At 41.3% G+C, this 14,459-nt stretch carries 10 protein-coding genes; 6 read left to right on the top strand and 4 right to left on the bottom strand.

Features of this window, described 5'->3' with window-relative positions; translation table 11 throughout:
• The first annotated feature begins 10 nt into the window (after nucleotides 1-10).
• Together QTN47_RS19940 and QTN47_RS19945 are read left to right on the top strand one after the other, a co-directional pair.
• Nucleotides 11-1,009 carry a helix-turn-helix domain-containing protein gene (locus tag QTN47_RS19940; protein ID WP_369331179.1) on the top strand — a complete coding sequence of 333 codons (999 nt, stop codon included), beginning with the start codon at nucleotides 11-13 and terminating at the stop codon, nucleotides 1,007-1,009.
• A 581-nt stretch (nucleotides 1,010-1,590) separates the two neighbouring features.
• Nucleotides 1,591-2,547, top strand: a complete 957-nt coding sequence (locus QTN47_RS19945) for a DUF4407 domain-containing protein (RefSeq protein WP_369331180.1) — start codon at nucleotides 1,591-1,593, stop codon at nucleotides 2,545-2,547.
• A 233-nt stretch (nucleotides 2,548-2,780) separates the two neighbouring features.
• On the opposite strand, the gene QTN47_RS19950 is transcribed toward QTN47_RS19945, so the two are convergent.
• Nucleotides 2,781-5,378 (bottom strand): alpha-L-arabinofuranosidase family protein, encoded by a 2,598-nt coding sequence (locus tag QTN47_RS19950; protein ID WP_369331181.1) that lies wholly within the window; start codon nucleotides 5,376-5,378, stop codon nucleotides 2,781-2,783.
• Between the two features lie 552 nt (nucleotides 5,379-5,930).
• On the opposite strand from QTN47_RS19950, the gene QTN47_RS19955 reads away from it, so the two are divergent.
• Both QTN47_RS19955 and QTN47_RS19960 read left to right on the top strand, forming a co-directional pair.
• Entirely contained in the window at nucleotides 5,931-6,284 is a 354-nt protein-coding gene (locus QTN47_RS19955) for a response regulator (protein WP_369331182.1), read from the top strand.
• A 1,306-nt stretch (nucleotides 6,285-7,590) separates the two neighbouring features.
• Nucleotides 7,591-9,033, top strand: a complete 1,443-nt coding sequence (locus tag QTN47_RS19960; RefSeq protein ID WP_369331183.1) for a sigma-54-dependent transcriptional regulator — start codon at nucleotides 7,591-7,593, stop codon at nucleotides 9,031-9,033.
• Between the two features lie 368 nt (nucleotides 9,034-9,401).
• Here the strand turns inward: QTN47_RS19960 and QTN47_RS19965 are convergent, their stop codons facing one another.
• Complete coding sequence (locus QTN47_RS19965; protein ID WP_369331184.1) at nucleotides 9,402-10,115, bottom strand: YciE/YciF ferroxidase family protein; 714 nt, start codon at nucleotides 10,113-10,115, stop codon at nucleotides 9,402-9,404.
• A gap of 85 nt (nucleotides 10,116-10,200) precedes the next feature.
• Nucleotides 10,201-11,091: a KGG domain-containing protein gene (locus QTN47_RS19970; RefSeq protein ID WP_369331185.1), complete on the bottom strand. Its 891-nt coding sequence runs from the start codon at nucleotides 11,089-11,091 to the stop codon at nucleotides 10,201-10,203.
• Between the two features lie 444 nt (nucleotides 11,092-11,535).
• On the opposite strand from QTN47_RS19970, the gene QTN47_RS19975 reads away from it, so the two are divergent.
• Nucleotides 11,536-12,279, top strand: coding sequence for a DUF2071 domain-containing protein (locus QTN47_RS19975; RefSeq protein ID WP_369331186.1), 744 nt, complete (start codon nucleotides 11,536-11,538; stop codon nucleotides 12,277-12,279).
• A 43-nt stretch (nucleotides 12,280-12,322) separates the two neighbouring features.
• Nucleotides 12,323-12,793 (top strand): inorganic diphosphatase, encoded by a 471-nt coding sequence (locus tag QTN47_RS19980; protein ID WP_369331187.1) that lies wholly within the window; start codon nucleotides 12,323-12,325, stop codon nucleotides 12,791-12,793.
• 38 nt (nucleotides 12,794-12,831) lie between these two features.
• Here the strand turns inward: QTN47_RS19980 and QTN47_RS19985 are convergent, their stop codons facing one another.
• A complete protein-coding gene (locus QTN47_RS19985) occupies nucleotides 12,832-13,998 on the bottom strand; it encodes a zinc-dependent alcohol dehydrogenase (protein ID WP_369331188.1) in 1,167 nt (388 codons plus the stop codon).
• Nucleotides 13,999-14,459: the final 461 nt, after the last annotated feature.

Genomic DNA, 14,459 nt, shown 5'->3' on the forward strand with positions numbered 1-14,459 from the left:
AACCGGTAAAATGGAAATAAAGCATTATTACAGTTTGCATAATAAATGGCTGGAAGATCTGGCTGACGAGATCAGCAAAGTATCGGGTGAGGAAGTTGTATTGAAAAACAATACACTGATATTGCCCGACTCATTGGGCAAAGGCATTTACAGGCTTTATGAATTCAGCAATAATATGTCCGTCATAGTAATGGAATGCATCTTTATCAAACCGGTAAAAATTCACCGGATACCCGTTCCCGGAAATGTGAGCTACAAAATAATCTTCAATGTAAGCGATGCGCCGATCATAGTTTCAAACGAGTCGGATATTCATGTGGACATAAGCGGGAACCGGGCTGACAGTATTTTTTTTGAATCGCATTCTACTGAAACCTATATGCACATTGCCGCTAACCGGTCTATTCGACTTGTATCCCTTATATTTAATAAGTCCTGGACGCATCAGTATCTGGCGAAGGAAATGTCTGTTACAAATACCGGCAAACTGGGGCAGTTGGTAAATAATGCATTGATGCAATTCACAGCAAGCCTCGACCTTGATATGTACCATGTGGTGGAGGATATGCTTGCACATAACCCGGTTACCAATGCTTTCCCAAACTACCTGGAAGGATGCGCATACCAATTGCTGGCCTTGTTTTTTCAGGAGCTGATCGTAAATGATCTAAGAAAAGAGCTTAGCTATGCCGATGAACGAAGCAGAATTCAAGCGCTTATCCAGGAGATTGAGGAGCATATTGACGAGCCGGTACCCAACCTGCATTATGCAGCAAGAAAATGCATTATGGGAAAGACAAGATTTTGCAGCATTTTTAAAAACCTGACACAACAGAGCTACGGTGAATATTTTCAATCACTGAAGCTGCTGAAAGCTAAAAACTATTTAATCGAAGGTCTGTCAGTTAAAGAAGTCGCAAAAAAGATAGGCTACTCCAACACCAGTTTTTTTATCAGGATCTTCACGAAGTACTTTGGCGATTCACCGGCTGCTTATCTCACGAATTAAGTTTGCTGCCATCCCAAACGCTATCATATTTTTGTTCTCACCACAACATCTGCCCATCTGTTAAAGATCTGAGCGTTTGACGTAAGCAACTTGCAAAGTAATTATACCCGTCGTCCCACACAAATTCTACAGCCCATAAAACTATCCTTAAATGGGCTTTTTCAACAACTTAACACAAACATCAAATGCTCTTTTGCGTAATTGATACTTTGTCACAAGTTCTATAACTACCGCATTAAATGCAGTAACACGAAGAAAATCAAAATTATATAAGGAGATCAGCCCAATGCCGCTATCGGACGTTCGAGAGCATAGTTTATTACTATAAGACCTAAACCACCAGGAGATCTATAAAAAACGATGGTATTGGAACATTTATTTGTTTCATCGTAAAAAAGATAGCGATATGCCGGTTATAATTTTGACCGTAAATAAAGCTAATCTTATGACCCCGGAATTTCAGCTATATCAAAAAGCGCTTGAGTACATGTGTAAGCGCCTTGACAAAAACAAGTATGCAATACATTAACTGAAACAGTGTGATTTAAAAGACATTTCGGTTTTAACCAATACAAAATTCTATGCTACGATTTTATTGCTTTTTGACCGGAGATAATTATTTGATGATTGCAAAGGATACACCAAAAAGCCAGCAGAAAGTCAAGATACTGGGCAATGCCCTTCTTGTTCCGGTTATCATCTGGACGGTGAGCAGTTTTTTGCTTGCAAGACAAGTGCTCGCAACCTCAATTTCTGCGGCTATAATTACAAGTATTTGCTGCACAATTCTAATCTCTTTGATAGAACGGATCATTCTTATGTCGAAAAATAATTCAAAAACAGCACTATTGAGTTTTTTCCTGGGCGGTTGTATTGCCCTGATGGGTTCCTTGGTTATTGAGCAGATAGTTTTTGCAGAAGATATAGATTATATGCTTCAAAAAAACAGGGAAAAATATGCAAAACAGGTGGCTGCTGAACGAGGGCAAATATTTGATTCAGTTCAGCAAATGCAATTAAAACTTGAATATCTTTTGGCAATGAAAGCCGCGGTAAAGGAAGCAGAGCAACTCGCAATCAATGAAATGGATGATAAAGGCAGTGGCATAAAAGGTACAGGAGGTGTTACCGGCGGAAAAACAGCGATTGCCCGTTCAAGAACATCAATTTTGATGAAGGATAAATCTACATACGATTCCTTAATGCAGCAAAAAGCACTTTTAATGCAAACTGCAAAAGACCGGGCCCTGATCGAATTCAAAGATGGGCTTATTGTACGTGTTAATGTATTTTTTAAGATTGTGCTCAGCGACTGGATTATGGCCGCCGTCCTTATCATTTTTTCATTGTTAATGTTCAGCCTGAACTTCCTGGTGATAATTGTTCAAAAGCTTGTGCCTGAATCGAATTACGAAAAACGGGTAAGGATAATTGATGAAATTGGCGATCGGAGAATGAACGTAGTCTACTCGCTGATCAGCAACCGGGGAATGAAGGATTTTGTGTACAGAACGTGGTCAGGACAAAAAAATCAGTAGCCTGGCTAAGCTCTGTGTATCTCTGCCCCTTCTCCGGCTGTTTCTCTGTGCAACCAAAAAAAGTTACACTAAGGTACACAAAAGCAGGCACAGAGTTTCACAGAGCGCATGCTTATATCCAAATCTTACCATCGGCACACCAGGAAAGGTCTTCCGAATATTAATCTGATAGATAACTTTTGGGCGTTTGGTATTGATAACTTCTAACTAAAGGGCATTGACTTACCAATTCATTATTTCAACAATCGAATCACATTAAATGAATACGGCGCTATCTCCATCTCCAACTCACTTTCAATCTTTATCTCTTTCGAAACCGGTGCAACATCTTTCTCCATGGGCCTTCCTGTTAACACAGTCTGGATTGCCTTACCGCCATTGAACCCAGCTTGCCTTACATTGGCTTTTGTATGTACCGCCACAGGCAAAAGATTTATAATCTTCACAATCAGGTCGCCTGATTTTGTATCGCGGACAACAGAATAGCCGATCCGTTTTTTTACTGCGTCTTCTTTGTTGGAAACCGTTGACGCAGCTGTTATATATTCATTGCCTGAATTGTTACCATACAACTTTTGCACATAATAACCTATAGTTGGCCTTATGGTTAAATTGTCAAAATAGATCAGGTCAGGATTCCATTGTGTGTGTCCCTTCCTTGCCAATAGTGGCGCATAGGAAGTCATTTTAACAACATCTCCGTTTCGCTCAACGGCCGTAAGGTACAGGGCTTCAGCCAAAGCTGTTTCAAGATTACTGGTCGCTCCCGGTGCATGTGCGGCATATTCTCCAAGATATACTTTTGATGCAGAACGATCGTATTTATCGTAAAAATCCTGGTTATAAATGAACCATCCCGGACTGCGGTAATAATGTTCATCAACCATAGGCACTTTCAGTTTATTCGCAAGCTTCCAGCCCTCAACATAATCTGCTCCTTCTGAGGATGGTCCCACAGTTCCGATTACAGTGATTTCCGGATGCTGCTTCTTCACGGCGTTATAAATCATCGTAAACCGCTCTTCAAAAACATCGGAAATAAGATCTTCGTTACCGATGCCGATGTATTTTAAATTAAAAGGTTTGGGATGCCCGGCTTCCGCCCTCAACCTGCCCCATTTGGAATTGGCATCTCCATTGGCCCATTCGATAAGATCAAGGATTTCCTGGATATATGCATCCATTTCATTTAAAGGAATGCCACCTTGCTGTCCTCCACCTGTTGGACTGCAAACAGAATTTTGACAAGGAACACCTGCTGCAACTACCGGTAACGGTTCTGCATTTATGTCCTCACAAAACCGGAAGTATTCAAAGTAGCCCAATCCTGCACTCTGGTGATAACCCCAGATATTGCGTTGCGGCTTGCGTGCTTCTAACGGACCGATGGAGTTCTTCCATCTGTATATATTGTTAAGGCCGTCACCGTGCGCCAGGCAACCACCGGGAAAACGAATAAAACGTGGATGTATGTCAGCTATCGTTTGCGCAAGATCTTCCCTCATGCCATTCTTCCTGTTTTTGAAAGTCTTTTCGGGAAATAATGAAACCATGTCAATTGCGATCCTGCCTGCAGAAAGCGGTTTTATTTCAAGGCGACCATTATTTACATCAGCATTTGCTACCAGCGCAGCCGATTGTTGTTGCCAGTTTTTTGCGTCTATACTAAGTTGCGATGTGGCAAGCACACTACCCTTTTTGTCAACCAGCCTTGCTTCAATTTTGGATATCGAGCTGCCCAATTGTTTTGTGAATAAAGAAAGATTGTACTTCTCTCCTTTTTTAAATGAAATACTATCGTAGCCACTATTGGCTAATATAGCACCCGGTGCACTTGTTGTCAGGACTGCATAATGTGGATTGTTCTCATGTACCGGCGAAGCTGAATCTATTTCAAAGGTTGTTTCATTGCCCGCGATTGTCCATGAATGCTTACTGTTCCAGTTTTTATCCCTGTATTCCCTGTCACCCGGATCATACTCAAAATCGCGGTTCTGAATTAACTCACCATATAACCCACCATCAGCTGCGTAATTGATATCTTCGAAAAAGATACCGATTAACAGATCGCTGATCTGCTTCGATTGTTTTGGATCGATACTAATATCCAGCTTAACAGGTTGAAGGTTGCTGAAACGAATGCTGTCAAGCGCTGTTGTTTCAGCATATAGCTTTTCCTTAGCCTTGTCATCCTCCACTTTTTTCAGAAGCTTTTCAACTACCGGCCAGTTTACCGTGTGTATTTGTCCGTTATACACAGCTCCATTTAATTGTACTGATCTATTTCGCGGCGGATATTGATTTGGGCTAACGTTCTCTGCTTTGCTGAAGGAATGAAGATCATTGGTTGTTACGCGAAAATAAGCACCAGTGCTATCATGGTAAACCACATTGTATTGTTGGCTGCTGCCATCCCGGAATAAAACCGGGTTCGTACAATTCTTTCCCCTGTTCACCAGTTCGTAATGCTGACTTCCCCAATTGATAAGATCATTTGTTGATGCGATTGCAAAGAGTTTTTCTCTTTCATTCAGCTGCCATACACAATGCCAGGCTCCGTTGGGTTCCATTACAAGGTAAGGACTGATCATTCTTTTTTCACTACCCCATCTTCCATAATCGCTTCTCAAAAAACTGTATTCATTGCCGATGGATATCCAATTTATGCTGTCGCTGCTCCAGGCAAAATGCAATCCCGAATGATTGTTGTCCTTATTTGTTGTGTAGGAAAACAGGTAAACATGGTCAGGCACAGCGTAAGCGGTCAGTGAAGACGCTGTTGAAAGCAGGAAGATACCGCATATAAAGCAAATTAGAGAATGCTTAAGCATACAATACTTTTTTGTAACGTGGCTATTCGCAGTTTAGTTGATTCAATCATTGTTTGTAATACACAAACAAGCGCATGGTACTGACTGGAAACATCTCAAGCAATGAGATCAATACGGCAAACGATCGTAGTGAATTATCAAACTGTTTTATATTACAGATCAAGCAAGCATTTTTTTAATTGTAAATTTGACAATTTTTTATGGGTTCTGCAAATTTTTTTTGAGAAAAAGAATTTCCTTCAAATCAGATGTATCCGTGGCCTTTATTCTCTAACCTGTAGCAGCAACAGGCAGAGTAACAGCGATGTATCTGGCATTAATTTGGTAGATTTCTAAATATGCGTTTATAATGAAGCCCGGATAATAACGATAGAACATAAATCCACAAATCGGAAAGCATAAAAATAGCAGACAAAATAGAATAAACGCCGGGGTATTCAGCTAAGAAAAATCTACAATGCATCTCAACATGTTAATAAATACTGTCTAGAGGAGCGAAGGAATGAAAAGCGCTGTGTTTAGTTTTAATATTACTGTAAATTCGTCGGAAGGATGAAAAAGATCATAATTATTGAGGATGATCCTGCAATACAAGATGCAGCAAGTCTGATATTTAAAAAGACCGACTACGATGTCACTATTTACCGGGACGGAAATGATATACTTTCCGGTTTGTTTGATGTACCGGATATTTTTATCATTGACAAACAACTGCCAGGGGTTGATGGCCTGGAAATATGTAAGTACTTAAAGCGACATGAACCCACGAAAAACATTCCGGTGATCATAATGTCTGCAAGCCCTTCAATTGACAAAACTTCACGATCTGCAGGCGCAGACGATTTTATGGAAAAACCCTATTCTATAAAACATTTGCGTGGGCTGGTTGAAAAATATACATTATAGCATCATTTCAAGTTTGGGCGATAATAAAGCCCAGAGCCCAAAGCTTAAAGCCCAAGCTGACCGATGCGAAGTTTTTTAAACCATATAAGTAAGGTGTCGGGCGCCAACGTTTCTTTGTAAACAACTGATAAAGCTTAAAGCCCAAAGCCTAAAGCCTAAAGCTGACCGAAGCGAAGTTTTTTAAACCATATAAGGCATATAAGAGCAAATAAGAGCTTTTACTCAAGATAATAATAACACTTAAACGACAATATATTTACTTAACCAGCTCGGACCTTCACTATTGACCATTCACTATTCACTAGTTGTATAGAAGAAATATAAGAGCAAATAAGAGCTTTTACCCAGGATAATAGTAACACTTAAACGACAATGTATTTACTTAACCAGCTCGAATCTTCACCATTGACCATTCACTATTCACTCGTTGTATAGAAGTAAAGTGTCGGCCGCGCCAACGTTTCCTGGCAAACAACTGATAAAGCTTAAAGCCCAAAGCCCAAAGCTTTATGTCATTTAGTTAAGGAAGCATTGGAGGTATTGCTCCGTAGGACCATCCTGTTTGTAGAAAGAAAAAAATGGATTGATTAAGCTCCGTTAGAAGCTACCGGCAAGGCATTACAGGAGACTCCGCTGGAGTCCGATGACATTTAAAATCCTGATTTTCTACAAACAGGAAGCTCCGCTGGAGCTATAGGTATTCTTAACTAAATGACATTAGCCTAAAGCCGACCGAAGCGACGTTTTTTGAACCGTATAAGGTATATAAGGGCGTACAAGAAGTTACACCGGAGGCCCATCATGGCTAGAGCTGCATACATTTACTCAGCCAGTTTGTATCCTTCACCATTGACCATTCACTATTCACTAGTTGTATTGAAAGCATATAAGAGCAAATAAGAGCTTTTATCCATAATAATAATAGCACTTAAACGACAATACATTTACTTAGCCTGCCCGCACCTTCACCATTGACCATTCACTATTCACTACCCAGTTATACCAAATATTGCAACAAAACAGCAACAAAATCCACACTCTTCATCACCCTTCCTTTCACATGAAAAAGAGCTACAGCTACCGTAATACAAACAATATTTTTCTAACGTGTTTTTATTTTTATATCAATAGGTTGTAATACGCTAAAAATGAAGTATTGAAGTGATTATTTTTTATAATAAATGAAATCCGTACAAGGATCTCCTATCCGGATTTGAGACTACTGGCACAGTTTTGAAGGAATAAAGGTGCCTTTACTATTCTGCAAGCCGGGGCGCTTGTTGTTGGCTCTTTTAAACAAAACGATATGGCTGAAAATCAAACGAAAAAGATACTGGTCATAGACGATGATGTAAACGTAGGAAATATACTGAACGCTTTTCTTTCTCAGCATAATTACGAAGTGTCTGTTGTCTATTCCGCGAAAGCCGGAATTGAACAATGTAAGAGAGAGCAGTTTGATTACATTTTCTGTGACTATCGCCTGGGCGGAAAATCGGGCCTTGATGTAATGGAGATGTTAAGACCCTTACAGACGGCTTCGAAAATTATCATTATCACAGCTTATGCCCAGGTAAATGTGGCTGTAACTGCCATTAAAAAAGGTGCCTATGATTTCATTCTGAAGCCTTTCCAATTTGATGAGATCCTTAAAGTTTTAAGAGAGCCTCAAAGGAATGCTGAAGGTTTCACTTATGATATACTAAGCGACGAAAGACCTCTCAGTACAGACCGCACGGGTTTTTGGGCCTGCAGCTCGCAGGTAATGAAAGATATCTATGATGAAATAGCACTAATAGCTCCAACTGATTATACAGTGATTATCTACGGCGAAAGCGGCACCGGTAAAGAAATGGTTGCGCGCGAGATCCATAGAAAAAGCACCAGGAAAGATCATCCCTTTATCCCGTTGGACTGTGGCACACTATCCGGAGAACTGGCGGGGAGTGAATTATTTGGTCACATCAAAGGTTCTTTTACCGGCGCAGTAAACGATAAAGAAGGACATTTTGAAATGGCTAACAAGGGTACATTATTCCTGGATGAGATCGGCAACCTGCCACCGGATGTTCAGGCTTCTTTGCTAAGAGTTATACAAGAAAGAAAATGCCGCAGAATAGGTTCGGGGGTGCAGTTGGATGTTGATGTACGCATTATTGTTGCATCTAATGAAAACCTGCAGTCTGCTTATCAAACGGGAAAATTCAGGGAAGATCTTTATCACCGGTTGAATGAATTTAAAATAAACCTTCCTCCTTTAAGAGAAAGAAAAGAAGACATTTTATCATTGGCTGACTACTTCCTGGCAGAGGTTAACCAGGAACTGAATAAAAACATCCAGGGGTTTGATGAAGAAGTAAAAAGAATATTCATCTCTTATCCATGGCCCGGTAATTTAAGAGAGCTTAAGAATGTGATAAGAAGAAGCGGATTGCTATCCAATGACATGCATGTGCATAAAGAGCTGCTTCCTTTTGAATTAACAACATTTGCGACAGCAGCAATTGCGCCTGAAGCAGAAGTTATTAAACTTGTACCGCAGAAAAACGCGGCCAGCTCTGATAATTCCGGACGTGATCTGAAAAGTTTTGTTGCAAAAACTCAAAAAGATATCATACTTGAAACACTCGGCTTTGTAAACTATAACAAATCTAAAGCTGCATTACTCCTGAACATTGACAGAAAAACACTCTATAATAAGCTGCGGGAATATGGGCTTTATAGTAAAGCAAAAAAAGACGAGAACTAATATAGACAGTAAGACAGTAAGACAGTAAGACCGTAAGACCGTAAGACCGTAAGATAGTAAGATAGTAAGATAGTAAGAAGGTTAGATTGTTTGCTCCGGGTGCCTCCGCCTTACACTTTATGCCTCACACCTTTTACCTAAGACAGTAAGATAGTAAGATACCAAGAAGGTTAGGTTGTTTGCTTCAGGAGCCTCCGCCTTACGCCTTATGCCTCACACCTTCAAACCTGATACCTCACACCTCAAACCTGAAACCTGATACCTGATACCTGATACCTGCATTGCATATATAAAAAGGAACGCTGATACTCCTGCAAGGTACTGCGCTCCTTTGGTGATATGCTGGTATGTAACCATTTATCAGGTTTTTACATAGAGTTTTCTTTTTCTTTTTCCCAGGAAAAATCCTCACGCTCTGCTTCCAGGTTAATATAACTCTCCGCTATCTCTGTTAAAAGCTGATCTGTGTCTTCTTCTTCTAAAAGTGTTTTATCTAAGAGATCCGCAGCCTCATCCATTCCGGCTGTGAGCGCCAGTTGAACCAGTCCGCCATAGGTAGCAATCTCATAGTGTTCTACTTTTTGCGCGGCAATAATCAGCGCCGCATCTCTTGTCATGCTGCCTTCTTCGGTTTCATCAATAATAACTTGTGCTTCTTTGACCAGCCCTGCCATAGCTTCACACTTCTTACCCTTTGGTTCCATGCCTATAAAGCCAAAAACCTTCTGAAGTCTTCTTACATGCCTTTTGGTTTGTTGCACATGATCATCAAACGCATCTTTTAACTCTTCTGTAGTCGCCGCTTCCTGCAGCTTCGGTAAGTTTTCTACAAGATGTTGCTCCGCCCAGTATATATCCTGAAGCATGTCCACAATCATTTTTTCAAAATGTGATTTTTCCTGTATTCCTGCTTTTTGTTTGCCATTTTGCTGCATATCTGCAGCCGTTCCTCCAGATTCATTAGAAGCGTCATCAATACGGCCTGTGCCATTTGGTTTTCTTTCGTTGTTTGAGGATTGTTCTTTAACAGACGAGGCCGCAGACTGTGGTTGTTGTTTAGTTCCTGAAGATACCTGTTTCATATAGAAAGCTTTATCGGTTTGATTAAATAGTCAACAACATAAGAAAACAAGCCTTGCTGTTTTCTTATGTTGCCGTGTTTGATTGTTAGCGGGAAGCACGTCGTCCTCCGTAACCGGATCTTCCTGAGCGTGTTTGCTTTTGATTCGAGTTGTTTTGATTTTCTCCTCTCCGTTGCATACCAGACCCACGGCCTCTATCGGACTGGGATTCGCGATGTGAACGGTTATCATAACCCTGGTTTTCATCAGAGCCCATGCGTCCACGTTTGCTGTGGTAAGCTGAGCCTCCTTTTGAAGCAATGCGTCTCACCTCATCCCTATCCATAGAGGCAAATCCCTGCCGGCCGGATCGACCTCTTTCGGAACCACGGTCTTCATTAGAACGATTATAACCGCCGCGATCGCGATAGTTGTCTCTTTCTCCGTAGTCACCGCGATATCCTGATCTTTCGTTGTAAGCCTCCCTGTTGCCCCATCCTTCACCCGATCCATATCTTCCCGAATTTCCCGAACTATAACCACCTCTGTCGTAAGAACGGTTATAGCCCCGCCCGGTCTCGCGGTCCGTATTTAATCCATAAGACCTTTCTGCAGCCCTGCCCCTGTTGCGGCTTGAATCCATGCCAGAGCCGCCATACATTCTTTCATCCCTGTACGCACCACCCCGGCGCTGATCACCGTAATTGCCTTCGTTATCATCCTCATCAAAATCTTCATCATAATCATCTTCCTCTGCATCATATTCATCTTCGCGGAAATTACCCATCTGCCTTCTGTCATTATAATCATCATCAAAGTCGTCGAAGTCCTCATCAGCATAACCTCTGTTTCTTTGTCTGCCATAATCTTCGTCAAAATCTTCTTCATCCTCATAACGACCGGAATTCCGGCGGCCGCTGTAAGAGCTGTTTTCATTATACTGCTCTCTTGTATCGCGTCCATTTCCATAGCCACGACCAGAATAATTTCTTGCCATAAATAATAAGGTTTAATTGTTAGCAATCGAGTTTAAAGAGCCCGTCAATCAGTGTCCAAAAAAGAATGCCAGTAAATATGGCCCGAACAGTTAGTTAAAACAGGTTAAAAGTTGTTGAGAGCCATCCACACGAGGGTTCAGTGTCACCGACTTTTGAGGTTAAGTGTACCTATCTCAAAAAGCCTGCCAGCGCAACGTTTTGATGCGGCTGCTGGCGCTTCTCCGAAGCAATAGTAATAATGGCCACAGCGGTTAAAATATAAGCCGGCCAAGACTCTTAAACATAGAAGTTTGACTTTTAAAGAGATGTGCATTTTCCTGTTTAGGCTTTTTTATGCGACAGCGAAAACGCGGCAATGCCAACCTCCGTAAAAAAATTTCTGTGGGCTCTTCAGCCAGAAGAAGCATACAGTTTGTTGTTATAAATCAAATAGGCGGTTATTCATGTTCAATATCACACTACCCGTTAGAAATGCTGATCAGATAACAATCAGGCGAAGCATACCCTGGTTGCTTCACCAACGCTGGCAAAACGTTGTTTTTTTTCACTGGAAGGTGGAACCCGCCATCATAGAGAAGTATATTCCTGTAAATACGGAACCCGATCTTTTTGAAGATACATGCTGGTTATCGATTGTATTGTTCTCTTCTATGAACAATCATCTGAAAAAAATGCCTTCGATACATATACTTCCTGACTTTTATGAGATTAATCTGCGAACATATGTAGTATGCAAAAGAGTGCCGGGCATTTGCTTTCTTGATATAAAAGCCAGCTCTGCAATGGCTGTGCTTGTAAACAGGTTACTGGGACTTCCATATAAAAAAGGCAGGTTCAGCCGTCTCCAAAAAACCGAATGCGATGACACGTTCTATCATTACAATGATCTGAACTACATTAACACCAGGTATAAAGCAGGGAGCCCGCTGATAAAGACGGCTAAGGATCTATGGCTTACCGAGAGATATGTTGCTTTTCAGTCTGTAAAAAACAACACGCTTGCTTTTCCTGTTGCACATAAACCCTGGCCGTTGCAAAAGATGGACGTGAGCAGTGTTGATATTTACTGGCGCTTTAAAAACCTGTATCTGGCTAACTCAGAGCTAAACTGCATGCATTTTGCACCGGCTGCGGAAGTTAATCTCTGGTATCCGCAACGTTTTAATGGCGGACAGATCAACTCATAATATTGTGGCACTATTTTTTAATTACAGTTCATAAAATAAACTTATGAAGCCGATTACAGTGGTAATAGAAACGCCTAAAGGTTCTGCGCAGAAATATGATTTTGATGAAAAACTAAAGGGCTATTGCCTGAGGAAGGTGCTTCCGGCAGGAATGGTCTTTCCTTATGATTTTGGATTTATTCCAAAAACGAAAGCTGATGACGGTGATCCTATAGATGTTATTGTATTGTCTGAATTTAAAAGCTTTTCCGGATGTATTATGCGATGCAGAATTATCGGAGCCATAAGGGCAAAACAACAGGATGGAAAAAAAATGATAGAGAACGATCGCTTTATAGCTGTGCCCGAAGCCACTTTGGTTTATAAGAATATTGGTTCAGTGGAGGATCTTCCAAAACAATTTATTGATGAACTACAAGAATTCTTCATCAATTACAATAAACTTGAAGGAAAAAAATTTGAGCCGGTAGCTGTCCTGAATCAAAAAAAAGCAACGCAGCTATTGAAAAAATAATGCTGCTGCGCTGCTATATTGAAATGGGTTAGCCGGTTTTATGCCCACGGGTTCATCACAACCTTTACACAATTGTCTTCCTTCTTTTTAAATATTTCGTATCCGTGAGAAACTTCTGATAATGGCAGACGGTGTGTAATAATATCATCCAATTTTATTTTGCCGTCGTTTACCAGTGCAATAAGTTCATCAATATAGCGATGTACCGGCGCCTGGCCGCCCTTAAGCGAAATGCCTTTATCGAAAAATTGTCCGATGGGAAAATTATCATAGGTGGTTGGATACACGCCTAGCACAACTACTATACCTCCCCTTCTTACTGTGCTCATGCAGGCTTCTATAATCTTTGGGGACCCTTTCTCCAGATTGATCAATGCCTTCGCTTTCTCCAGCATATTTCTGTCCGGTTCAAAGCCTACTGCGTCAATACAAACATCAGCACCTCTTCCAACTGTCATATCCCGGATTTGCTGAATTACGTCTTTCTCGTTCTCCCACAATATCGTTTCACATCCTGCAGTATCCTTTGCCTTATCCAGCCTGTATTGAAGGGTATCAACAACAATCACTTTTCCTGCGCCTCTCAGCCAGGCACTTTTTGCAGCCATTATACCCACGGGACCGGAACCGAAAATAGCAACCGTTTCGCCCCCGGTTACTTCACCAAAATCCACGCCCGTATAACCTGTCGGGAATATATCGGTAAGAAACAATACCTGCTCATCACTCAGTTGCTCCGGTGCTTTACGGGGACCAAAATCCGCATAAGGCACGCGTACATACTGTGCCTGTCCGCCATTATACCCACCATACAGATCTGTATAACCAAACAGGGCCCCGCCTTTCTGATCAAGCAAACCGCCCTCTGGCCCGTAATGTTCAGGATTACTGTGTTCACAATGTCCCGGAAGGCCATGGCTACAAAAATAACATGTTCCGCAAGCTATTGGAAATGGCACAATTACCCTGTCGCCCTTTTGCAGGTTCGTTATGGCGCTGCCAACTTCTTCAACAATGCCCATAAACTCGTGGCCAAGAACCATTGGCCGTGGCTGCGGTATGCCACCTGAATATATATGCAGATCCGAACCGCATATTGCTGTAGAAGTCACTTTGAGAATGATATCCCTGGGCTGCTCGATTTTGGGATCATCCACAGTATCGTACGATACTTTGCCCGGACCGTGAATTACTGCTGCTTTCATATGTGAGATTTGAGATTTGAAATTTGAAATTTGAGATTTGAATCATCTTAAGTACGAATTACGAAGTACGAAGTACGTGGGTGCAGGCTTGCTCAGTTTATTCGTAAACGCTCATACTAAGTACGAATTACGAAGTACGAAGTACGCGGGTGCAGTCCTGTTTCGATTTTTCGTAAACGCTCGTAATAAGTACGAATTACGAAGTACGAAGTACGTGGGTGCGATCCTGTTTCGATTTTTCGTAAACGCTCGTAATAAGTACGAATTACGAAGTACGAAGTACGTGGGTGCGATCCTGTTTCGATTTTTCGTAAACGCTCGTAATAAGTACGAATTACGAAGTACGAAGTACGTGGGTGCGATCCTGTTTCGATTTTTCGTAAACGCTCGTAATAAGTACGAATTACGAAGTACGAAGTACGTGGGTGCGATCCTGTTTCGATTTTTCGTAAACGCTCGTA

This window comes from Danxiaibacter flavus (genome assembly GCF_041060425.1).
Classification (GTDB): Bacteria; Bacteroidota; Bacteroidia; order Chitinophagales; family Chitinophagaceae; genus Danxiaibacter; species Danxiaibacter flavus.

Excerpts from the sequence above, each read along its gene's own strand:
- QTN47_RS19950 (WP_369331181.1), bottom strand. The coding sequence starts at position 5,378 with ATGCTTAAGCATTCTCTAATTTGCTTTATATGCGGTATCTTCCTGCTT.
- QTN47_RS19945 (WP_369331180.1), top strand. The coding sequence starts at position 1,591 with ATGCTACGATTTTATTGCTTTTTGACCGGAGATAATTATTTGATGATT.
- QTN47_RS19960 (WP_369331183.1), top strand. The coding sequence starts at position 7,591 with ATGGCTGAAAATCAAACGAAAAAGATACTGGTCATAGACGATGATGTA.
- QTN47_RS19975 (WP_369331186.1), top strand. The coding sequence starts at position 11,536 with ATGTTCAATATCACACTACCCGTTAGAAATGCTGATCAGATAACAATC.
- QTN47_RS19970 (WP_369331185.1), bottom strand. The coding sequence starts at position 11,091 with ATGGCAAGAAATTATTCTGGTCGTGGCTATGGAAATGGACGCGATACA.
- QTN47_RS19940 (WP_369331179.1), top strand. The coding sequence starts at position 11 with ATGGAAATAAAGCATTATTACAGTTTGCATAATAAATGGCTGGAAGAT.
- QTN47_RS19985 (WP_369331188.1), bottom strand. The coding sequence starts at position 13,998 with ATGAAAGCAGCAGTAATTCACGGTCCGGGCAAAGTATCGTACGATACT.
- QTN47_RS19965 (WP_369331184.1), bottom strand. The coding sequence starts at position 10,115 with ATGAAACAGGTATCTTCAGGAACTAAACAACAACCACAGTCTGCGGCC.
- QTN47_RS19955 (WP_369331182.1), top strand. The coding sequence starts at position 5,931 with ATGAAAAAGATCATAATTATTGAGGATGATCCTGCAATACAAGATGCA.
- QTN47_RS19980 (WP_369331187.1), top strand. The coding sequence starts at position 12,323 with ATGAAGCCGATTACAGTGGTAATAGAAACGCCTAAAGGTTCTGCGCAG.